Source organism: Salinicola acroporae, from assembly GCF_003206615.1.
Taxonomy (GTDB): domain Bacteria; phylum Pseudomonadota; class Gammaproteobacteria; order Pseudomonadales; family Halomonadaceae; genus Salinicola; species Salinicola acroporae.
Genome location: NZ_PZJW01000004.1, coordinates 370968 through 390362, shown reverse-complemented (window position 1 = coordinate 390362; position 19395 = coordinate 370968). Strand labels below are relative to the sequence as shown.

Sequence of the window (19395 nt, the reverse complement as noted above, 5' to 3'; positions counted from 1 at the left end):
CGACAAGAACAAGGAGCCCCCATGGGCGATTCGACTCGTTTCCTGTTGTACTACGCCTCGACTTCCGCCTTCGTGCGCAAGGTCATGATCAGTGCCCAGGTTCTGGGTCTGGCCGATCGCATCGAGCGACTCGATTCCGCCGCCCATCCGGTGAAGCGCGACGAGCGCATCGCCACGTTCAATCCGCTGGCCAAGGTGCCGGCGCTGCGCACACCCGGGGGCATATCGCTCTACGACAGCCGCGTCATCTGCGAATACCTGAACACCGTCGCCGGCGGCTCGCTGTTCCCCACTGAGGGCGATGCACGCTGGATCAGCCTGACGCGCCAGGCGTTGGGAGATGGCCTGATCGATGCCGCGTTGCTGGCGCGCTACGAATTCACGGCCCGCCCGGCAACGGCTCAGTGGCCGCCCTGGGCCGAGGCACAGTTGACCAAGGTTCGTGCCGCACTGGCCGAGATCGATGCGCAGTCACCCACCCTCAGCGACCAGCCAGATGACATCGGCGTGATCGCCATCGGGTGCGCCCTGGGCTATCTCGACTTCCGCTTCGCCGATCTCGACTGGCGACGCGACCATCCCCGCGCCGCGGCCTGGTTCGAGCGCTTGAGCCAGCACCCGGCCCTGCGCGCCACGCAGCCCTCGCCCTGAGATTCCGGAGCCCTCATGTCCCATCGCGTCTACTTTCTCAACGGTCCCAATGCCAATCTCTATGGCCTCGACAAGCATGGCACCTACGGCAGCGAGAGCTTCGCCAGCATAGAGCAGGGTTGCCAGCGCCACGCCGGCGCGCTCGAACTGACGCTCGAGTTCCGCCAGAGCAACCACGAGGGCGTGCTGGTGGACTGGATTCAGGAAGCGCGTCAGAGCGCCGATGCCCTTATCATCAACGCCGCGGGACTCACCTACAGTTCGGTACCGATTCTCGACGCGCTGCTCGCCTTCGACGGCCCGATCATCGAAGTCCACATGAGCAATATCTGGCAGCGCGAAAGCTTCCGCCACCACTCCTACGTGTCGAAGGCAGCGACCGGTGTCGTCGCGGGCCTGGGCGCCACCGGCTATCGCCTGGCGCTGTCGGCCGTGGCGGAGCTGCTGGAGGACCGGGCATGACGCCGACGCTGGTGTTCTACAGTCAGTTCGACAGCTTCGAGGCGTGGCGCGATCTGCTCTCGCCGCTGCTGCCACAGGTACGAATCCGTCAGGCGGCGGATGTCGACGATGCGGACAGCGTGCTCTATGCGCTGGCCTGGAAACCGCCTGAGGGTTTCTTCGCCCGCTACCGTAATCTGAAGCTGCTGGTGAACCTGGGCGCCGGCGTCGACTCGCTGGTCGGTCGCGACGACCTGCCGGCCATTCCGATCACCCGCGTCTCCGACCCCGACATGGGGCGGATGATGGCAAGCTACGTGCTCTTCGCCGTCCTCCGCTACGCCCGCGACATCCCCGCCTTCGAACGCGCCCAGCGCGAGCAACGCTGGCACTATCTCCACCCCCGGCTACCGGGGAGTATCCGCGTCGGCGTGCTGGGACTCGGCGAGCTGGGCGCCTGCGCCGCGCGGGAGCTGGTCCGTCAGGGCTTCGATGTCCGCGGCTGGTCGCGCTCGCCCAAACGGCTGGAAGGTGTGACCTGCGTCGACGGCATGCCACGGCTCGACGACTTTATCGCCGCGAGCGATATCCTGGTCACGATGCTGCCGCTGACGCCCGAGACTCGTGGGCTTCTGAATGCCGAGCGCCTGGCGCTACTGCCACCGGGGGCCTGCTTCATCAACGTCTCCCGAGGCGCGATCGTCGACCAGCGGGCGCTGACCGAGGCCCTGGCCAGCCGGCGTATTGCCGAGGCCACGCTGGACGTGTTCGACCGTGAGCCGCTGCCGCCGGAAGATCCCTTGTGGCAATTGGACAACGTACTGATCACGCCGCACCTCGCCTCGGTGGCCATTCCCGAGTCCGCGGCGCGCCAAATCGCCGACAATATCGGCCGTCTCGAGCGCGGCGAAACGGTGCGGCATCAGGTGAGTCCGGCTCGCGGCTACTAGATCCACGGTTACTGGATTTACGACGACTGTCCCACGATCCAGGGAAACCGTCCCGAGCCCGCGCCACTCTCGATCCCCGATGTCAGTCCCAGTGTTCGCTGTCGCCGGCGCCCTCAGCCCACATCCTCGATCGCACGGACCGAATGCGGGTCGAAGAAGCTCGGCGCCGCCATACCGGGAATGTACTGATCGGACACGAACATCCGGCAGCGCTCGGCGAAGGCGCTGACCACGCGCGACAGCTGCCCGTTCCTGGCGACGGCATAGCCCAACTGCATGGGCCGGTGCTCGCCTGCCAGCCTCACGCGAATCAGACGCTTGCCGTCCAGTGACAGGTTGGCCTTGGGGCGCACGTTGGCGATGCTGTAGCCGACGCCGTTGGCGACCATCGCCCGAACCACCTCGAGATTGCTCGACCGCATCACGACGTTCGGCGTGACCCCGGCAGGCAGGAACAGACTGAGGAAGTATTCCCGGCTCCACGGCATGTCCAGCAGGACCATGGGGTGGGTTTCCAGATCGTCCATCGTCACCGCCGACAGATTCGCGAACGGGTGATGTTCTCCCACCATCACGTAGGGCGGCAGCCGGGCCAGCGGCTGGAAATCGATATCGTCGTTCGATACCAGATCGTAGGTCAGGGCGATGTCGATCTCGGCGCTTCGCAGCTTGGCCAATAGCTGCTCGTAGTCGCCCTCGAACTGACTGATGCGAACCCCTGGAAACGCCCGCCCGAAACCGAACACCAGCTCGGGCGTGATCATCGGTGCCAGCGATCCGAAGCAGCCGACACGCAGGGGCCCCCGAATGGTGTTCAGCGACTCCGAGGCGATGGTGTAGAGGTTGCTCACTTGGTCGAGGATCAGCTTCGCCTCTTTCATCACCTCGCGGCCAATCGCCGTGAGCGAGACCCCCTGGGCGTGATGCCGCACGAAGAGCTGAACACCCAGCTCGGACTCGATATGGCTGATCGCGGCCGAGATCGAGGGCGAGGAGACATGCAGGCGCTCGGACGCGCCATGCAGACTGCCTGCCTCGCCGGAGGCGACAAAGTATTCGAGTTGGCGTTGTGTGATTCGACTGAGCATGGCGGGTTCTCGATACGAAGATAGCGCTTTTCGAAGCGACGATGGCGAGTTCGCAAGACGGCGCATGCAGCGGTGGCCGCGGCGTGTAACCACGAGCGCCCCGCCTCTCGGCCTCGATCATACGACAGCGTGTCTCGACGCGTCAGTGCCTGCACAGGCGCCGGCGATGCCCACAAGCCTGGCGCCGCCCCGCGCCATGCTGCATCGGAAATTCCTACGCAAGGCAACGGCAAAGGCTGTTTTACCGATCCCGCCGCGCGAGGCCATGATGGCCTCGAACGGTGAACGGCTGATCGCCATGCCTCAAGTGACCGCGTCGCATGCCGTCGACGTTCACGCGATACGACGGCATCACGAGCTGCCCGAAACCACGCCTTTCGACCATCGAACGAGAGCTAAAACAATGCATAAAGCCATCGCTCTGACCCTGCTGAGTGCCACCCTGATGGGCATCTCAAGTGCGAACGCTGCCGACAAGTTGATCGTCAGCACCTGGGGCGGCAGTTTCCGCGATCTCATCGACGAGGCCATCGGCCAGGAGTTCACCCGACAGACCGGCGTCGAGGTCGAATACGTGACCGGCGGCACCATCGACCGTCTCAACAAGGCCAAGCTGGCTGGCAGTGCCGAAACCGATATCACCTTTACCACGTCCCACGTGGGTTGGCTCTACGCCAACGACGGCCTGCTCGAGGACCTGGACATGAGCAAGATCCCCAATGCCAAGAATCTCGTGCACCAGGCCAAGCTGAGCCCGAATCACATCGGCGTGTGGGGCTACGTCTACACCATCGGCTATCGCCCGGACCTGGTGCCGGACGACATCACCTTCGACAGCTGGGAAGACCTGTGGAATCCCGAGCTCGAGGGCACCATCGCACTACCCGACTGGGACCCGAGCCATATCATCGCTGTGGCCGCCAAGCTCGAAGGTGCCGACGCCGAACACTGGGAGGCCGGCCAGGACAAGCTCAAGGCGCTCATTCCCAATATCAAGGCGTTCTATACCAACGACGCCAACAGCCAGCAGTTGATCGCCACCGGGGAGACGCCGGTACAGCTGCTGCTGTCGATGAACGCCTACCACATGATGGACGAAGGCGTGGACATCGAACTGGCGATGCCAAAGGAAGGCGCCGTGCTTGGCATCGATGCCATGGGCATCAACAAGGGCAGCGAACACGCCGATCTGGCCTACCAGTTCATGAACATCGCACTGTCGCCGGACGTCCAGGCGAAAATCGCCGAGATCAACAACGGCAGTCCGGTCGTGACCAATGCGACGGTCGACCCGGAAATCGCCAAACTGCCGGGCATGCTGACGACGGCCGAGCAGTGGGACGCCACGCTGGACACCGATCCCAAGCTGCGGGCCGAGATGACCGCCGAGTGGCGCAAGTGGTTCTCGGAAAACATCATGACGCATTGATCATGGCGACTCCGAAGGCTCAAGACCCGACCGCCGAGGCTCTCCCCCGGTGGTCGTTTCTCCAGACCGCGCTCGATGGAAAGCCCCATGACTCGTAAACCTGCCTTCGTCGGTTGGTTCCTGCTGCCGGCGATACTCACCGCACTCGGCCTGACGATCGCCATGCTGACCGTGCTTCAGTACAGCGTGCGCGCGTACATTCCAGGCTCGCTGGACGTGGGCGGCTTCACGCTCGACAACTTTCAGGACCTGTTGAAGGGCCTCTACGCACGCGCCTTTCTCAATACCGTGTGGTTGAGCTTCAAGACCGCGCTGTTCGGGCTGCTGCTGAGCTATCCACTGGCCTATACGCTGGTACGCACACGCACCGCATGGTTGAAGTCGTGCATCCTGATCATCGCCATCACGCCGCTGTTCCTCGGCGAGGTGGTGCGGACGTACTCGTGGATCATCGTGCTTGGCAACAGCGGCTTCCTCAACAGCCTGCTGCTGGCCATCGGGCTGATCGACAAACCGCTGCAACTGATGTTCACCGACACCGGCGTGGTGCTGGCGCTGGTCCACGTCACCATGCCGATCATGGTACTCATGCTGGCGACCGGCCTGTCGCACATCGACATCGCCTACGAAAAGGCCGCCACCAGTCTGGGCGCGAGCCCCTTCAGGGCCTTCCTGACCATCACGCTGCCGCTGTCGCTGCCGGGTATCGTCGCCAGCGTGACGACCGCCTTCGCCTGGACGTTCAGCGCCTTCGCCACACCGCAGCTGATCGGTGGCGGACGCGTGAGCACCGTCGCCACGCTGGTCTACCAGTTGGGCTTTTCGTCGCTGAACTTCCCCTTCGCTGCCGCCCTGAGCATAGCCGGCCTAGCGATGACGGTAGTGCTGCTGGCCGCGCTCAAGCGTATGACCCGACCGCTGCAGAACGTAGGGATCCACTGAAATGACTCGCTCGACCCGTGATCGATGGCTGGGCTACGCCGGACGCCTCCTGGTGGCCCTGATCCTGCTCTTCGTGCTGCTGCCAACGGTGGTGGTAGTCATCTCCTCGTTCAGCAGCACCTCGGTGCTCTTCTTCCCGCCCAAGGGCTGGTCGCTGCGCTGGTTCGAACGCGCCGTGAGCTACGACGACTTCAGAAGCGGTTTCTACTCGGGGCTGATCGTCACCGCCTGGGCCTCCACGCTCGCCGTGGTCATCGGCACGACCCTGGCAATCGTCATCCACCGCTACACATTCCGCTTCAAGGCCGTGCTCGAGGGCATCCTGCTGTCGCCGCTATTCATCCCGCATTTCACTATCGGTCTCGGCCTGCTGATGCTGGTGGCACAGCTGAATCTGGGACGCGGCTACGCGCTGGTGATCTTCTGCCATGTCGTGCTCGTGCTGCCGTTCGTGCTGCGCAGTCTGTACGTTTCGCTTCAGAACCTGGGCCAGCGGGTCGAGATGGCGGCGGCCAGCCTCGGTGCCTCGCCACTGCGGGTGGTGTGGACCATCACGGTTCCGCTGATGCTGCCAGGCCTGTTCGGCGGATGGCTGTTCGCCGCGATTCTCTCGTTCAACGAATTCACCGCATCACTGTTCATCACGACCCAACGCACCCAGACGCTGCCGGTGGCGATGTACAACTATGTTCGCGAGTTCGCTGACCCGACGCTGGCCGCGCTGTCGGTGATCTACATCGTGATCACGGCCACCCTGCTCACCCTGGCCAACCGTTTTCTCGGGCTGGGCCGGATTCTCAACGTCGACGCACCGCGCTGAATGCGCGCTCGCGTGACCTCACCCAGGAGAGACGACGCATGACCTTTTCCATCACGGGGCGTTGCGCCGAGACCGGACAGATGGGGATCGCCATCAGTTCCTCGAGTATCGCCGTGGGGGCCCGGTGTCCCTGGCTGCGTCCCGGTATCGGGGCGGTATCCACCCAGAACGTGACACTACCCGCACTCGGCGAGCGAGTGCTGGCGCGTCTGGCCAAGGGCGCATCCCCGGCGCAGGCACGGGACGCGGCGCTGGCTACCGATGCCCATTGCCAATATCGGCAATTGGCGGTGCTCGACGCACAAGGTCGCACCGCCCACTTCAGCGGCGACGAGACGCTGGGCTGCCACCACGCCGTCGCAGGCGAGCAGTGCGTCGGTGCCGGCAATCTGTTGGCCAGCCGTGACGTGGTCGAGGTACTGGTGCGAGCGTTCGAGACCCACCGGGGCCCGCTGGCCGACCGCTTGATCGCGGCGATGCAGGCGGCAATGACTGCCGGGGGTGAAGCCGGGCCGGTACATTCGGCGGCGCTGCTGGTGGTCGGGGAGCCGAGTTGGCCGATCGTCGATTTGCGCGTGGACTGGGCGGACGAGGCGCCAATCGAGCAGTTGGCCACGCTCTGGGCCGCCTATCGGCCTCAGATGCAGGACTACCTCACCCGCGCATTCGACCCGACCCAGGCGCCCAGCTACGGCGTCCCGGGCAACGAATGAGACAGCGGTTGGCGCCGATCGACATGGCCCATGCGAGCGTTGGCCGTCGCCATACCCGATCCACACGGCACGCCGGGGTCACGTGCTGCACCCCATCCACATGCCGCATACGTTCCACGCGTCACAACGGGGGCTTCAAGCCCTTCAGGAAACTTGCATGACAGTCGAGAGAATCAACACGCTGGTGGTCGGTGCCGGCCAGGCAGGCATCGCCATGAGCGAGCACCTATCGCTCATGAACATTCCCCATATCGTGCTAGAGCGCGCCCGCATCGCCGAGCGCTGGCGTTCCGAGCGCTGGGACTCCCTGGTGGCCAACGGGCCCGCCTGGCACGACCGTTTTCCGACGCTCGCGTTCGAGGGCGTTTCACCCGACGCCTTCCCGCCGAAGGAGCGCATGGCCGACTATTTCGAAACCTACGCGGAGATGCTGAAGGCCCCGGTTCGCACCGGGATCGAGGTGCAACGGGTGGAGCGCCTGACAGGGCGACGCGGGTTCCGGGTCGAGACCTCCGAGGGCGAGTACGAGGCGGACAACGTGGTCGCGGCGACCGGCCCCTTCCAGAAGCCGACCTTCCCTCGCATCATTCCAGCAACGGCCGACGTGCAGCAGTTGCACTCCTCGGCGTACAAGAACCCCGAGCAGCTACCCGATGGCGGCGTGCTGGTCGTCGGCGCGGGCGCGTCCGGTTCACAGATCGCCGAGGAGTTGCGCCAGGCGGGTCGGCGGGTCTATCTGTCGGTGGGCGAGCATTATCGGCCACCGCGCGCGTATCGCGGGCGCGACTACTGTTGGTGGCTGGGTGCCCTGGGTCTGTGGGACGAAGTACGTATCCGCCCGAAAAAAGCGCATGTCGCCTTCGCGGTCAGCGGCTACGAAGGCGGCCGGACCGTGGACTTCCGCCGGCTCGCCCACGCCGGCATCACGCTGGTAGGCCTGACCCGTGCCTGGGAGGCGGGACGCTTGCGCTTCGACGAGGGACTGGCGGAGAACATCGCCCAGGGCGACCAGGCCTACTTCGACGTGCTGCGCGAAGCCGATGCGTATATCGCGCAGAATGGTCTGGATTTCCCGCCGGAGCCGGAAGCCTGGGAGCTCCTGCCCGACCCCGACTGCCTCACCTCCCCGATCCTCGAAATCGACCTGAAAGCCGAAGGCATTACCACCGTGCTGTGGGCGACCGGCTTTCAATTCGACTTCAGCTGGCTGCAAGTCAACGCCTTCGACGACGCGGGATTGCCGTTCCACAAGCGTGGCATCTCCGCCGAGAGCGGTATCTATTTTCTGGGCCTGCCCAATCTGGTCAATCGGGCCTCGTCGTTCATCTACGGGGTCTGGCACGACGCCAAGTACGTGGCCGACCACATCGCGCTGCAGAATGCCTACATGGCTTACGAACGCGCTTGAGCGATCCACGTGAGCGCCACGTCGTCATGAGCCACGTCACCTGCATCGAAGATCTGCGCCGTCTGGCACGCAAACGCGTGCCGCGGATGTTCTACGACTACGTCGATGGCGGCTCGTGGACCGAGTCAACCTATCGCGCCAACGAGTGCGATCTGCAGCGACTCGAGTTCCGTCAGCGCGTGGCCTGCGACATCACCCACCGCAGTTTGGACTCCACGATGGCGGGGCAATCCGTCTCCATGCCGGTGGCCATCGCCCCCACCGGACTGACGGGAATGCAGTATGCCGATGGTGAGATCCTGGCGGCGCAGGCGGCAAAACGCGCTGGCATCCCGTTCACGCTGTCAACGATGAGTATCTGCTCGATCGAGGCGGTGGCCAACGCTACCGGACACCATCCGTTCTGGTTTCAGCTCTACGTCACGCGCGACCGTCGATTCAGCGAGGACCTGATCGAGCGCGCCCGCGCTGCTCGCTGTTCGGCGTTAATGGTCACCATGGATCTTCAGGTCTTCGGTCAACGACACAAGGACCGCAAGAACGGGCTTTCGGTGCCGCCAAGACTCACGCCGAAACACCTTCTCGACCTCGCTTGCAAACCGCGCTGGTGCTTGGGCATGCTCGGCACGCGACACCGTCAATTCGGCAATATCGTCGGCCACGCCCGCGGCGTCGACGACATTCGATCATTGGTGGCTTGGACGCAGGAGCAGTTCGACCCCACCCTGTCTTGGGCGGACGTGGAGTGGATCAAGCAGCGCTGGGGCGGTCCCCTGATCGTCAAGGGCATCCAGCACCCCGACGATGCCCATTTGGCGGTGGAAAGCGGCGCCGACGCCGTAGTCGTCTCCAACCATGGCGGCCGACAGCTGGACGGCGCGGCATCGTCCATCACCACGCTGCCGGAGATCGTCGAGGCGGTGGGCGCGACAACGGAGATTCATTTTGACAGCGGGATACGCTCTGGCCAGGACGCGCTCAGGGCGTTGGCGCTCGGCGCGCGAGGCGTCTACATCGGCCGCGCCATGCTCTACGGGCTCGGCGCCCTCGGCGAGGCTGGCGTGACCCGCGCGCTGGATATCATCAGAGACGAGCTCGACCTGTCGATGGCTTTCTGCGGGCGCACGGACGTTCAGGCGGTGGACCGGGATATCCTGCGACCGTTACTCCGGCCCGTCGCCGGAACGTGGTGATAGTCCCGGACGCACGCGCTTCAGCCAGCGCTGCTTGGCGTACTTGCGCAGGTTATGCACGTTATCGGTCTCGTCGATGATGTCCTGGCCCAGGATCGTCTCGATCACGTCTTCCATGGTGATCAGCCCGACCCAGTTGCCATGGTCGTCGTAGACCACGCGCAGGTGGTTGTGATCCTTGAGCATGGCGGTGAAGACATGCTCGACGCTGTCGTTCTCATCGATGATCGCGACCGAGTGCATCAACGATTTCAGCCTCTCGTCATCCTCGGCGTGATAGGTATCCGCCTTGTGCACGTAGCCCAGGGCATCCTCTCCGCCATCCATCACCGGGAAACGCGTGAACTGCGTCTTGCCATAGCGCTGGTCGAACTCGGCCACGCTCATGTCGGGCGTCACCGTTTCACACACGGTCCGTGGCGTCATCACGCTCTTCACCGGAATCTCGTGGAGATTGAGGATATTGGTGATGGTGCGGGTCTCGTCGGCATCCAGCGCCTTCTCTTCCAGTCCGATGCGCGCCAGCGCCTTGATCTCGCCGCGCATGTCGACGTCGCCCTCGTTCTTGGCGATACGATTGGTGATCATCTCCGAGAGCCAGATGAATGGCAGCAACACTAGCACCATGAAGCGCAGCGTCGGCGGCAGCAGAGGCGCCAAGCTGCGCCAGTAGGTCGCACCGATGGTCTTGGGGATGATCTCCGAAAACACCAGGATGCCGAAGGTCATCAAGGCCGAGGCAATGGCCACGTGGGCATCGCCGAACACGACGGCCACCTGCGCGCCGACACCCGTGGCACCGACGGTGTGCGCGATCGTGTTGAGGGTCAGGATCGCCGCCAGCGGTCGATCAATATTCGACTTGAGCTTGTTGAGCTTGTCGTGAAGCCTGGGACGGTCGTCCTTGAGCTGCGCGATATAACTCGGTGTGAGCGAGAGCAGCGCGGCTTCCAGCACCGAACAGACGAAGGAAAAACCGATGGAGAGAACGACGAATGCCGTCAGCAGAAACATGGGGGGTCGCTATGTGACTTGTGAGGACTCTTTATCCTGACTTGTCACGTGGCTGTCAATGGCCTCCCGGAGAAACACCGCCGACATCCCATCGGGGTCGGCGGCATCAAGAGCCAGATCGGGTCTGGCGGCTCAGTGGCCGAACTTCTCGTTCTCGCCGAGATCCGGCTGATGCTCCTTCTTCACATTGGCCTTGGCGATCTCGTAGAGCTGGAACGTCTTGCTCTCCCGCGACTGCCAGTGCTCGCCGAAGTCGATGTCGATCTCCATCATGGTGATGTCCGGATCCTCCTTGCCACCCGTGAACCACGCGGCCACGAACGGATTCCAGTACTTCTCGACCAGCGCGGGATCGTCGTTGAGGCGTGCCCGGCCAGACATCGACACGTAGATGCCGTCATCCTGGTCCGAGAACGTGATGCAGACATCCTGATCCTGCTTCGCCTCGAACGACTTTTCGGCACTGCGGCGCGTGTAGAACCAGAGCTTGCCGTCGTAGGCATCCTGCACCAGGTGCATGGGGCGCGCTCGTGGCACGCCATCGTCGAGCGTGACCAACATGCCAACCTTGATCTTCTCGATCAGCTTCCAGATCTTCTGCTTGTGCTCGGGACTGGACATTATTGCCTCCTGCTAATGTTGCCCTTCCGGGGGGATGTCCCCGCTTCGGGCGATCAACACGCCATCCGGGCGTGAGCGTCTTGCACTGACGTTCTGGGATCATTTGGGCGTCGCGCAGACTGGGCGACGCCCACCAAGAAGCCTAGTCGGGGCGCCCCGGTCGGGCAAACCGTCGCTATTCGGACCACGAGCTGACGCTATACTGGTGAACATTCGCCCGATACCGCCATCCATCACTCGCCCCGACCAAGGCGCCCATCATGCCCCTGACTCGCCCTTTCTCGCTCGATCATGCCGCCCTGCTGGACGAACTGGCGGCCACCGACAACCTGCTCGTCATCCAGGACCTCGACGGTGTCTGCATGGGACTGGTCGGCAATCCGCTGACGCGCCAGTTGGAGCGGCGCTACCTCGACGCCACCCGCCGGCTCGATGGCCATTTCTTCGTGCTGACCAACGGTGAACACATCGGCTCCCGCGGCGTGAATGGCATCGTCGAGGCGCTGTTCGAGACGCCGGATCGCGCTGGCGAGCAAGGGCGCTACCTGCCCGGACTGGCCGCCGGTGGCGTGCAGTGGCAGGACCGTTTCGGGTCGGTGTCGCACCCCGGCGTGAGCGACGCCGAGCTGGCATTTTTGAAGACGTTTCCCGGTCGGGCCGAGGCGTTCCTCGAGTCGCTGCTGTCGCGGCCACCCTACGACTTGCCGTCCGAGGCGAGACGCGACCTGATCGCCGCGGCGGTACTCGACAACCTCGCCTCGCCGACGCTCAACCTCAATGTCTTCCAGCGCCACTGGCAGGCGACGCCGGAGCACTATCGGACACTGCAGGCCGACGTTGCCGAGTTCATGCAGGAGCGGCTGGAGGCTGCCCGCCAGTCGGGGCTGGGCGACGCCTTCTTCATCCATTACGCGCCCAATGCCGGCCAGGATGGCGATGGCAACGAGCGCCTGCGCCAGGGTGCCGAGAGTGGAGAAGGTGCCGGCACCACCGATTTCCAGTTGATGCTGCGCGGCGGCGTCAAGGAGGTGGGGGTGCTGGTCATCCTCAACCGCTACTACCATCGCCACGCCGGGCATTACCCGTTGGGCGAGGGCTTCAACGCCCGCGAGGCACCCCGCGATCAGGCGGCGTTGCTGAAGCTGGCCCGCGATCATTTCGATCCCGCGCTGATGCCACGCATCGTCGGGGTGGGAGATACCGTGACATCGTTCGTTCCGTCTGGCGATGCGCGCAGCGAGCGCCAGCGCGGCGGCAGCGACCGTGGTTTCCTGACGCTAATCCAGCAGTTGGGAGACGCTTTCGACAGCGGCAACCGGGTACTCTATGTCGACAGCAGCGGTGGCGAGGTTCGTCGCGCCGGCGTCGACGCCGGGCGGCTGGCACGCCACGCCGGGAATCCCGACATCGAAGTCTGGCCGGCACTGGAAGGAATCAGCGATGCCGAGGACCCGTTGACACTGGATGTGATCTTTCCCGAGGGCCACACCCAGTATATCGACTTCTTCTGCGAGCTGGCCGCGAGGCGCTGATCAAACAGCCGGCACCGCACGCCGAGACGGCTGCAATCGCGGCGGCGTCGATGCCGTCTCCCCGCTCAAGGCGGGTGCCGGTACGTCGGCGAGCCGGAACGCCCCCACCGTCACGGCCAGACGCTGCGACTGGTGACGCAGCTCGGCCGCCGCCGTCGCGGTCTGCTGAACCATCGCCGCATTCTGCTGGGTGACCTGGTCGATCTCCGCCACGGCCTGATTGACCTGGCCGATACCCTGACTCTGCTCACTGGTCGCCGCGCTGATCTCGCCCAGCACGTCGGTCACCCGGGCGATGCTGGCAACGATCTCCTCCATCGCCTCGCCAGCATGGCGGACGCGCTCCGCGCCCAGTTGCGTCTTGCCACTGGCGACATCCACCAGCGACTTGATCTGGCGCGCGGCGTCGGCGCTGCGGCTGGCAAGATTGCGCACTTCCTGAGCGACGACCGCGAATCCCTTGCCCTGCTCACCGGCGCGAGCGGCCTCCACCGAGGCGTTGAGCGCCAGCAGGTTGGTCTGGAATGCGATGCCATCCATGGTGGTGACGATCTCGGCGATCTGGCGCGATGAGGCTTCGATCTCACCCATGGTATTGACGACGTCACCGACGACCTCGCCACCGCGGCGCGCGGCGTCGGTGGCGGATACCGCCATTTGATCGACCTGGCGCGCCGACTGCGCGGTGTGGTCGACCGTACTGGTGAGTTCCTCCATCGAGGCCGATGTCTGCTGCAGGCTGGCCGCCATGGCATCGGTGCGGCGCGACAGATCCTCGCTGCCGCTGGCAATCTCCCGGGATGCGGCGCGTACCGACTCGCTGCTCTCGCGGACCTCGAGCATGACCTCGTGCATCTTGTCGGCGAAGGCGTTGAACTGGATCGCCAGTTCGGCGCTTTCGTTGCGGCCGCGCACCGGCAGGCGCTGGGTGAGGTCACCGTCGCCGGAGGCGATTTCGCGCATGCGCAATGCCAGTCGTCTGAGCGGCCGCGACAGGCTACCGCCGAGCAGCCAACCGGAGAACAGGCCCAGCAGCGCCACGCCGACACCCACCGCGAGCATCGCGAGCGTGTCGTGGTGACGCTGGCTGGCGAGCTGCTGGCGTAGGTCGGTCAGCCCGGCCATGACCACGCTCTGGGGCAGCCGGATCATCAGTATCCATGGCTTGCTGCCGGCCGGACCGACGGTGAACGGCCAGAGCATCTCGATCTGGCCATCGTGGCTGTCGAGCACCGGCTGCCCCTGACGCGCCTCGGCAAGCCGGGCATTGATGGCGGCATCGAACAACGTCTCCGCGTTTTTGCCCACGCCGGAGGGTTCGCCGGTGCGGGCGGTAATTCCACCTTGCGGGGCGACCAGGGTCCAGTCGCCGGCGCCGTCGTAGAGCGAGCGGCTGGCATCGGCCAGCAGTCCCTGGATGAAGTCGACGGAGAGGTCGACGCCAGCACTGCCGCGGAACTGGCCATCGACCATGATCGGCACGTTGAAGGAGGTCACCATCAGGCTACGGCCGTTGTAGTCGTAGGGTGCCGGATCGATGATGCAGGGCTTGCCGGTCTCCTTGGGGCAGAGGTAGTACTCCCCTTCTCGCGCACCGCTGTCCATTGTCTTGCTGCTATCCATCGTCTCGCCCAGCGGCAGCACCGCGACCTTGCCATCCTCGGTCCGATACCACCACGGCATGAAGCGGCCATCCTCGCCGTAGCCGGCATCCTCTCGCCCGGTGTAGTAGCGATCACTGCCGAAGGCATTGGGCTCCCAGCCGATAAAGGCGTCGAGCAGATCGGGATTGTCGACGACCGTCTGTCGCACCAGGTTGGAAAGCTCGTCGCGACCGAGGAGAAGCCGACGCCGGCCCTGATCGTCGACCTCGCCCATCAGCGCATTGGTACTGGCCAGGTTTCGCGCCAGGGTCAGCGCGTGTTCGAGCCGGGCCTGGATGCTTTCGGCCTGGCGACCGGCCACGGCGGAGAGGCGCCGGTCGATGCTCGACTCGAGCAGCGCATGGGTGCGAGCGTCCACCAGGGCCTGCGAGCGCGCGTCGGCGTAAAAGGAGTAGCCCACCAGGGCAGCGGCGACCAGCACGACACAAGCGCCCACCAGGAGCGTGACCAGTGTGCGTATAGATTTGAAATGCATGGGATATCCCTGCCAGAGGAAGGCGCCGCCCGGGGCACGGCATCGAAATTGACAGAGGAGATATCGCCCATGTCGAAGGCAACTTTAGGTTTTCGGCGAAAACGGCTCGCGCTCGGCAACACGACGTTGCATCGCGACTTGCCGAGGGACGTCTGGCCGGTCCGGATGACGGTCGAGCGACCGGCGGGCGGAACCGGGAGAGCGAGGTCTCCCGGTCCCGAAACCGGCGTCAGCCCGCCAGTACCTCGTCGACCAGCGCCTTGGCCTCCTGCTGAATCCGCTTGAGATGCGCTTCGCCTTCGAAGCTCTCGGCGTAGATCTTGTAGACGTCCTCGGTGCCGGAGGGACGTGCGGCGAACCAGCCGGCGTCGGTGACCACCTTGAGCCCGCCGATGGCAGCGCCGTTGCCGGGCGCTTCGGTCAACTTGCGGGTGATCGGGTGGCCGGCCAGCGTATCGGCACTGACCTGCTCGGGCGACAGCTTGCCGAGCCTGGCCTTCTGCTCGCGGTCGGCCGGGGCATCGACGCGTTCGTAGACCGGCGCACCGAAGCGTTCGGTCAGCGCCTGGTAGCGTTCGCCCGGATCCTTGCCGGTGACGGCGGTGATCTCGGCGGCAAGCAGGCCAAGGATGATGCCATCCTTGTCGGTGGACCAGGGCTTGCCGTCCAGGGTCAGGAACGAGGCGCCGGCGGACTCTTCGCCACCGAAGCCGAGGCTACCCTCGATCAGGCCATCGACGAACCACTTGAAGCCCACCGGCACCTCGACCACGTCTCGACCCAGCCCTTGTGCGACGTAATCGATCATCGACGACGACACCAGGGTCTTGCCGATGGCGGCCTTGTCGCCCCAGTTCGGGCGATGGGTGAACAGGTACTCGATGGCAACGGCAAGATAGTGGTTGGGATTCAGCAATCCGGTCGAGCGGGCGACGATACCGTGGCGATCGTGATCGGTATCGCAGGCGAACGAGACGTCGAAGCGATCCTTGTTCTCGATCAGCCCGGCCATGGCGTGGGGTGACGAGCAGTCCATGCGGATCTTGCCGTCCCAGTCGACGCGCATGAAGCGGAAGGTCGGATCGACGGTGGTCGAGATCACTTCCAGCGGCAGCTCGTACTTCGCGGCGATCCGCGGCCAGTAATGCACCCCGGCACCGCCCAGCGGATCGACACCGAACCTGAGCCCGGAGTCGCGGATCGCGGCCATGTCGATGACCTTGTCGAGGCCGCCGACGTAACTCTCGATATAGTCGAAACGCTGGGTGGTCGGCGCCTTCAGGGCTTCGGCATAGCCGATACGGCGAACGCCCTCGAGGCCGCCGGCGAGCAGTTCGTTGGCCCGTTCCTGGATCCACTTGGTGACGTTGGTATCGGCCGGCCCACCGTTGGTCGGGTTGTACTTGAACCCGCCATCGCCCGGCGGATTGTGCGAAGGCGTGATGACGATCCCGTCGGCCAGCCCGCCGCTGCGTCCCTGGTTGTAGACCAGGATGGCGTTGGAGATCGCCGGCGTCGGCGTGTAACCCACCTCGCCACCGGTCTCGTCGCAACCGGCATCGATGCGCGTCTCGACGCCGTTGGCCGCCAGCACTTCCAGCGCCGAACAGAACGCCGGCTCGGAGAGTGCGTGGGTATCCATGCCGATGAACAGCGGGCCGTCGACACCCTGCGCCTCCCGGTATTCGCAGATCGCCTGGGTCGTGGCCAGGATGTGCCATTCGTTGAAACTGGTCTTCAACGAGGAACCGCGGTGGCCCGAGGTGCCGAAAGCCACCTGCTGACCCGGGTCGCTGGGGTCGGGTCGCTCGCTGTAGTAGCGAGACACCAGGCGCGGAATGTTGGCGAGGCTGTGCTCGTCCGGCAAGCGTCCTGCTTGTGAGTCGATGCTCATCGTTAGTTCCTTTCGATGGTCTGGGGAGGAATGCCTTTCTTATAGCAGACCATCTTCACTGCCCGACAGGCAAGATGAGCCCGGCCATGCTTGCCGCGTCTCACCTCGCCCGGTCGGTCGCACCGACAACACCAGCCTGTCGCCTACTGGCAGCTCGCCACCACCGTGTCGCCTTCGCCAGCGGGTATCGGCCTCGTTCTCACGCCAGCGAGAACCAGTGCGGCCGCGGCCAGCAGCAGCGTGCCGGCAGTGGCGCAGACGGCCAGCACGCCGCCGATGCCGAAGACAACGCCGCCTACGGCCGCCCCCAGCGCAATGGCCAACTGGATCGATGCGACGATCAAGCCACCGCCGCTCTCGGCTTCGTCCGGCACGACACGAGTGATCCAGGTCGACCAGGCCACCGGCACGGCACCGAAGGCGAAGCCCCACAGCGCGACCATGAGGGCATCGGTCCCCAACGAGAAGCCGCCCAGCGTCGCCAGCAACCAGCCCAGCGAGCCCATGATCAACGGCATCAGCACCAATGTCAGACGCAGGCTGCGCTCAAGCAGATACCCCGCGGCCAAGGTCCCGACGAAATTCGCCACCCCGAACGCCAGCAGGGTCGATGACAGCGCATTGATTCCCATGTGCGACACGCCCTCGAGAAACGGACGGACGTAGGTGAAGAAAGCGAAATGGCCACAGAACACCAGCAGGATAGCCACGATGCCGACCATCATGCCCGGTCGTTTCATTACGCTCACCAGCGTGCCGAGCGGGGTGGGACGCTCCGGCGTCATGGACGGCAAGGTAATGTACTGGAAGACCAGCGTCAGTACCGATATCACCGTCGCGAGCAGAAACACGTTGCGCCAGCCGACCAGGTCGCCGAGATAGCTGCCCAGCGCCGCGGCACTGATGGTGGCGATGGGGACACCGGTGAACAGCAGCGATAGCGCGCGCGGCACGTCGTGCTCCGGCACCAGTCGCATGACGGTAGCGGCGGAGAGCGCCCAGAATCCGCCCAGCGCCACGCCCAGCAGCACCCGCCCGGCCAGCAGCCAGATCAGGTCCGGAGAGTAGGCGACCAGCAGATTGGCGGCGATCATCAGCCCGGAAAATCCCAGCAGCACGTGGCGACGGTCGAGTCGCTGGGTGGCGGAGGTCACCAGCAACCCCGACAGCAGTGCCACCACCGCCGTCACCGTGACGGCCTGCCCCGCCTGGCCCTCGCTGATCGCGAGCGAGTCCGCCATCGGGGTCAGCAGACTGGCCGGCAGAAATTCGGCCATCACCAGGCTGAAGACACCCAGTGTCAACGAGAAAACGGCGCTCCAGGCCGCTCGGGACGCCCCCATCGGGCGCGTATCGTGCGAGTCTTTAGTGGTCATGCGAGACATCCATTGAACATTGAGATGCTGCGTAGACTAAAGTAGCATCGCAAGATCCGCTATCATCAAAGCTCCGGGATCTTTGATCAAAAGTCCGAAATCATGATGAAACCCTCCATCTCTCAGTCGTCCTCCCCGCGCTCCGGGTCCCCCGACCGCCGATCGGCCGACGCGCCATCGGCCGAGAGTCGAGTGCCCGACACCCCGACGGTGGGACAGCCGCCGCCGCGGAAGTCCAGCGAGTGGATCAACGCGCTCTTGCTCGGGATGCGTCTTTCCGGGCTGAGCTATCGGCGCGTGCAGATGAGAGCGCCGTTCGCCATTGCCTTCGACACCGATGCCACCTGCGCGCAATTTCACTTCATCGCGCAAGGTTCGGCGATCCTGCGAATCGGCGACGACGTGCAGCGCTTGGAGAGCGGCGATGCGGTGCTGCTGCCGCGCGGCGGACATCACTGCTTGCTCTCCTCCCCCGAAGTGGAGAGTCGTGATATCGAGCAGATCGACGCCATCCCGCTCTGCGACTCGTTCAGCTGTATCGACGACGGCTCGGCGCGCCTCGAGCACGGCCAGGGCGTGCGACTGTTCAGCGGCTGCATGCAGTTCGATCTTGGCGGCATGCAACCCCTGATCTCGATGATGCCTGCCGTGATGCACGTGGGAACGCTGCTGTCGCGCTACCCGGAAGTGTTACCGATGCTCGAGGCGATGGAGCGCGAGGCGAGCCTGAGCCGGGCCGGCGCCGCCGGCATCCTGTCGCGACTCGCGGACGTGGTGGCCGCCAGTATCGTACGCGGCTGGGTCGAATGCGGCTGTGCGGAGATCGGCGGCTGGGTCGAGGCGCTGCGCGACCCGCGCCTGGGCAAGGTGATCGCTGCGGTCCATCGCCAACCAGGACGCCACTGGAGCGTGGCCGACATGGCGGCGGAAATGGGCAGCTCGCGCTCGGCCTTCGCCGAGCGCTTCCGCACGGCCCTGGGCGTGTCACCGCTGGGCTACGTGACGCAGCTACGGATGCGACTCGCCACGCAGTGGATCCGCGAGAAGCGCCTCTCCATCGATCAAGTCGCCTGGCAGTTGGGCTACGGCTCCCAGGCCGCCTTCAGCCGCGCGTTCAAACGCGCGACCGGGCAGACCCCGGGCGAGGCACGGGGCGGCTGACGACCACGCTGGCGCCCGACGTG

General features: G+C 64.9%; 17 protein-coding genes. 11 read left to right on the top strand and 6 right to left on the bottom strand.

All coding sequences use genetic code 11. The annotated features are described in order from the left end of the window. The first annotated feature begins 21 nt into the window (after nucleotides 1-21). From DOM54_RS07295 to DOM54_RS07285, 3 genes are read left to right on the top strand one after another with little or no spacing between them, the layout of a single operon-like run. A complete protein-coding gene (locus DOM54_RS07295; RefSeq protein WP_110715683.1) occupies nucleotides 22-651 on the top strand; it encodes a glutathione S-transferase family protein in 630 nt (209 codons plus the stop codon). Between the two features lie 15 nt (nucleotides 652-666). Further along, the gene (locus tag DOM54_RS07290; RefSeq protein WP_110715682.1) at nucleotides 667-1113 is read left to right on the top strand and encodes a type II 3-dehydroquinate dehydratase; all 447 of its coding nucleotides are present in this window, start codon (nucleotides 667-669) and stop codon (nucleotides 1111-1113) included. Further along, nucleotides 1110-2042 carry a 2-hydroxyacid dehydrogenase gene (locus tag DOM54_RS07285; protein WP_110715681.1) on the top strand — a complete coding sequence of 311 codons (933 nt, stop codon included), beginning with the start codon at nucleotides 1110-1112 and terminating at the stop codon, nucleotides 2040-2042. Before DOM54_RS07290 ends, DOM54_RS07285 begins: the two co-directional genes overlap by 4 nt. A gap of 113 nt (nucleotides 2043-2155) precedes the next feature. Here DOM54_RS07285 and DOM54_RS07280 read toward each other — a convergent pair whose 3' ends face one another. Beyond that, the gene (locus DOM54_RS07280) at nucleotides 2156-3130 is read right to left on the bottom strand and encodes a LysR family transcriptional regulator (RefSeq protein WP_110715680.1); all 975 of its coding nucleotides are present in this window, start codon (nucleotides 3128-3130) and stop codon (nucleotides 2156-2158) included. Nucleotides 3131-3533: 403 nt separating this feature from the next. Here DOM54_RS07280 and DOM54_RS07275 point away from each other — a divergent pair, with 403 nt between their 5' ends. The 6 genes from DOM54_RS07275 (at nucleotide 3534) to DOM54_RS07250 (ending at nucleotide 9635) form a co-directional block, all read left to right on the top strand. Beyond that, nucleotides 3534-4559: an ABC transporter substrate-binding protein gene (locus tag DOM54_RS07275; RefSeq protein WP_110715679.1), complete on the top strand. Its 1026-nt coding sequence runs from the start codon at nucleotides 3534-3536 to the stop codon at nucleotides 4557-4559. A gap of 87 nt (nucleotides 4560-4646) precedes the next feature. Then, entirely contained in the window at nucleotides 4647-5501 is an 855-nt protein-coding gene (locus tag DOM54_RS07270) for an ABC transporter permease (protein WP_110715678.1), read from the top strand. Nucleotide 5502: 1 nt separating this feature from the next. Beyond that, nucleotides 5503-6321 (top strand): ABC transporter permease, encoded by an 819-nt coding sequence (locus tag DOM54_RS07265; RefSeq protein WP_110715677.1) that lies wholly within the window; start codon nucleotides 5503-5505, stop codon nucleotides 6319-6321. Nucleotides 6322-6359: 38 nt separating this feature from the next. After that, on the top strand, nucleotides 6360-7034 hold the full coding sequence (locus DOM54_RS07260; protein WP_110715676.1) for a DUF1028 domain-containing protein: 675 nt from the start codon (nucleotides 6360-6362) through the stop codon (nucleotides 7032-7034). A 157-nt stretch (nucleotides 7035-7191) separates the two neighbouring features. Beyond that, nucleotides 7192-8442, top strand: a complete 1251-nt coding sequence (locus DOM54_RS07255; protein WP_110715675.1) for a flavin-containing monooxygenase — start codon at nucleotides 7192-7194, stop codon at nucleotides 8440-8442. Further along, nucleotides 8439-9635 carry an alpha-hydroxy acid oxidase gene (locus tag DOM54_RS07250; RefSeq protein WP_338067013.1) on the top strand — a complete coding sequence of 399 codons (1197 nt, stop codon included), beginning with the start codon at nucleotides 8439-8441 and terminating at the stop codon, nucleotides 9633-9635. The genes DOM54_RS07255 and DOM54_RS07250 overlap by 4 nt, the downstream gene beginning before the upstream one ends. Here the strand turns inward: DOM54_RS07250 and DOM54_RS07245 are convergent. Both DOM54_RS07245 and DOM54_RS07240 read right to left on the bottom strand, forming a co-directional pair. Further along, entirely contained in the window at nucleotides 9606-10649 is a 1044-nt protein-coding gene (locus DOM54_RS07245) for a CNNM domain-containing protein (RefSeq protein WP_110715674.1), read from the bottom strand. The genes DOM54_RS07250 and DOM54_RS07245 overlap by 30 nt on opposite strands. 132 nt (nucleotides 10650-10781) lie before the next feature. Beyond that, on the bottom strand, nucleotides 10782-11270 hold the full coding sequence (locus tag DOM54_RS07240; protein ID WP_110715673.1) for a pyridoxamine 5'-phosphate oxidase family protein: 489 nt from the start codon (nucleotides 11268-11270) through the stop codon (nucleotides 10782-10784). A gap of 260 nt (nucleotides 11271-11530) precedes the next feature. Here DOM54_RS07240 and stpA point away from each other — a divergent pair, with 260 nt between their 5' ends. Then, nucleotides 11531-12802 carry a glucosylglycerol 3-phosphatase gene (gene stpA, locus DOM54_RS07235; RefSeq protein ID WP_110715672.1) on the top strand — a complete coding sequence of 424 codons (1272 nt, stop codon included), beginning with the start codon at nucleotides 11531-11533 and terminating at the stop codon, nucleotides 12800-12802. On the opposite strand, the gene DOM54_RS07230 is transcribed toward stpA, so the two are convergent. From DOM54_RS07230 to DOM54_RS07220, 3 genes are all read right to left on the bottom strand, one after another. Further along, nucleotides 12803-14941 carry a methyl-accepting chemotaxis protein gene (locus DOM54_RS07230; protein WP_110715671.1) on the bottom strand — a complete coding sequence of 713 codons (2139 nt, stop codon included), beginning with the start codon at nucleotides 14939-14941 and terminating at the stop codon, nucleotides 12803-12805. A 229-nt stretch (nucleotides 14942-15170) separates the two neighbouring features. Beyond that, nucleotides 15171-16835: a phosphoglucomutase (alpha-D-glucose-1,6-bisphosphate-dependent) gene (gene pgm, locus DOM54_RS07225; protein ID WP_110715670.1), complete on the bottom strand. Its 1665-nt coding sequence runs from the start codon at nucleotides 16833-16835 to the stop codon at nucleotides 15171-15173. Between the two features lie 143 nt (nucleotides 16836-16978). Beyond that, a complete protein-coding gene (locus DOM54_RS07220) occupies nucleotides 16979-18211 on the bottom strand; it encodes an MFS transporter (protein ID WP_240613805.1) in 1233 nt (410 codons plus the stop codon). Between the two features lie 192 nt (nucleotides 18212-18403). Here DOM54_RS07220 and DOM54_RS07215 point away from each other — a divergent pair, with 192 nt between their 5' ends. Then, on the top strand, nucleotides 18404-19372 hold the full coding sequence (locus DOM54_RS07215) for an AraC family transcriptional regulator (RefSeq protein ID WP_240613804.1): 969 nt from the start codon (nucleotides 18404-18406) through the stop codon (nucleotides 19370-19372). Nucleotides 19373-19395 lie beyond the last annotated feature (23 nt).

Coding starts and splice junctions, on each gene's coding strand:
- DOM54_RS07295 (WP_110715683.1), top strand. CDS start 22: ATGGGCGATTCGACTCGTTTCCTGTTGTACTACGCCTCGACTTCCGCC.
- DOM54_RS07290 (WP_110715682.1), top strand. CDS start 667: ATGTCCCATCGCGTCTACTTTCTCAACGGTCCCAATGCCAATCTCTAT.
- DOM54_RS07285 (WP_110715681.1), top strand. CDS start 1,110: ATGACGCCGACGCTGGTGTTCTACAGTCAGTTCGACAGCTTCGAGGCG.
- DOM54_RS07280 (WP_110715680.1), bottom strand. CDS start 3,130: ATGCTCAGTCGAATCACACAACGCCAACTCGAATACTTTGTCGCCTCC.
- DOM54_RS07275 (WP_110715679.1), top strand. CDS start 3,534: ATGCATAAAGCCATCGCTCTGACCCTGCTGAGTGCCACCCTGATGGGC.
- DOM54_RS07270 (WP_110715678.1), top strand. CDS start 4,647: ATGACTCGTAAACCTGCCTTCGTCGGTTGGTTCCTGCTGCCGGCGATA.
- DOM54_RS07265 (WP_110715677.1), top strand. CDS start 5,503: ATGACTCGCTCGACCCGTGATCGATGGCTGGGCTACGCCGGACGCCTC.
- DOM54_RS07260 (WP_110715676.1), top strand. CDS start 6,360: ATGACCTTTTCCATCACGGGGCGTTGCGCCGAGACCGGACAGATGGGG.
- DOM54_RS07255 (WP_110715675.1), top strand. CDS start 7,192: ATGACAGTCGAGAGAATCAACACGCTGGTGGTCGGTGCCGGCCAGGCA.
- DOM54_RS07245 (WP_110715674.1), bottom strand. CDS start 10,649: ATGTTTCTGCTGACGGCATTCGTCGTTCTCTCCATCGGTTTTTCCTTC.
- DOM54_RS07240 (WP_110715673.1), bottom strand. CDS start 11,270: ATGTCCAGTCCCGAGCACAAGCAGAAGATCTGGAAGCTGATCGAGAAG.
- stpA (WP_110715672.1), top strand. CDS start 11,531: ATGCCCCTGACTCGCCCTTTCTCGCTCGATCATGCCGCCCTGCTGGAC.
- DOM54_RS07230 (WP_110715671.1), bottom strand. CDS start 14,941: ATGCATTTCAAATCTATACGCACACTGGTCACGCTCCTGGTGGGCGCT.
- pgm (WP_110715670.1), bottom strand. CDS start 16,835: ATGAGCATCGACTCACAAGCAGGACGCTTGCCGGACGAGCACAGCCTC.
- DOM54_RS07220 (WP_240613805.1), bottom strand. CDS start 18,211: ATGACCACTAAAGACTCGCACGATACGCGCCCGATGGGGGCGTCCCGA.